Genomic DNA, 1,369 nt, shown 5'->3' with positions numbered 1-1,369 from the left:
TCTTCTCTTCCAAGTATGAACTTCTTCATTCTAAATGTGTCGTAACCTAAGTTCGAAACATCGTAAGCAGTCGGCAAACCCGCACTTGTCTACACCAACTATTTAACAGGCAGTATCTAGTCTAGTCTGTCATTCTTCATTCTAAATGTGTCGTAACCTAAGTTCGAAACATCGTAAGCAGTCGGCAAACCCGCACTTGTCTACACCAACTATTTAACAGGCAGTAGTTCCTCTATTGTATTGATAGGGTAATCATCAATAATCTCAAGTGTATTTTTCAGCCATTGATAGGGTTCTACGTCATGCATTTTTGCTGTAGCGAAAAAGGAATAAAACATTGCAATTTGTGCAGCACCTTGTTCATTACCTGCAAACATATAGTTTTTTCGACCTATTGCAAGTGGTCGGATTTTATTTTCGATAGGGTTATTATCAATGAGAAGTTCACCGTTCTTGAGATATTCACGTAATCCTTTTTCATGATTGAGAAAGTAAGTAATAGCTACACCAATATCAGTTTTAGGTAATACCTTTTGCTCCTTTGCCCATTGGAAGAGCTTATTAATAATTGGAGTAGCATATTTTTCTCTCTCTAATTGAATTTCTTCTGCTTTTGTATCTGGTTGAAACGTTTTTTCTAATTCATAGAGCTTTGAGATAAGGTTAACTACTTCGGAAGCGGGTTTATAGCCCCCTTTATAGGCCTTAAAAAAGTATCGACGTGCGTGTGCCCAACAATTTAAATGTGTAATTGCTGTAGTGTTTTCAAAATAATCATACCCTTTATAACCATCGGTTTGGGCATAACCTTTAAAATCTCCAAGGTGTTCTTTCAGATATTTCCGATCTCTTCCATTGGCATAATGAATGGAAAGAATTTTTTCTTTTGGATCCAAATAATACCACATATAGCCTTGGTGTGCTTTCCCTTTTTTACCTGTTCCCATTACTTTAATGGTAGATTCATCCATTTGAAGGTAGTTGCTCTTCTTTATTTTCTGTGATAATAGTTCAAATAAAGGCGTTAGTTTGTCTGCAACCTTCTTTTGTAAATCGATCAGCGTTGTATTTTTCAGATAGACATCTTGTCTTTCAAACTGCTTGATGAAGCGATGGATCGGAATGTGATCTACAAATTTACTGATGATCATCTGAGCGGCTAAACTTGCTGATGCAATAGATTTAGGGAAAGGCAGATGAGAAGGTAAAGCCGACTGACTAAATACACTATCTCCATTTTCCTGTTCTTTGACGTAGCGAGGTCTAATGATTCTTCGAACATACAAACGTGCGGGTTCACACTCAAGCACTTCCGTAATATCTTCACCTACTTTACGCCACCCTTTTAAATCATGCTCAGGTTCAATAA

Annotated in this window: 1 protein-coding gene; it reads right to left on the bottom strand. The window is 37.0% G+C overall.

What is annotated here, in order from left to right; translation table 11 throughout:
- Positions 1–209 precede the first annotated feature (209 nt).
- Positions 210–1,369, bottom strand: a 1,160-nt coding sequence (gene tnpC, locus NH26_RS08480) for an IS66 family transposase (protein ID WP_071397123.1), incomplete at its 5' end; no start/stop codon positions are given.

Origin of the sequence: Flammeovirga pacifica (assembly GCF_000807855.2) — a bacterium.
Classification (GTDB): domain Bacteria; phylum Bacteroidota; class Bacteroidia; order Cytophagales; family Flammeovirgaceae; genus Flammeovirga; species Flammeovirga pacifica.
This window is presented reverse-complemented; position numbering and strand designations above follow the sequence as displayed.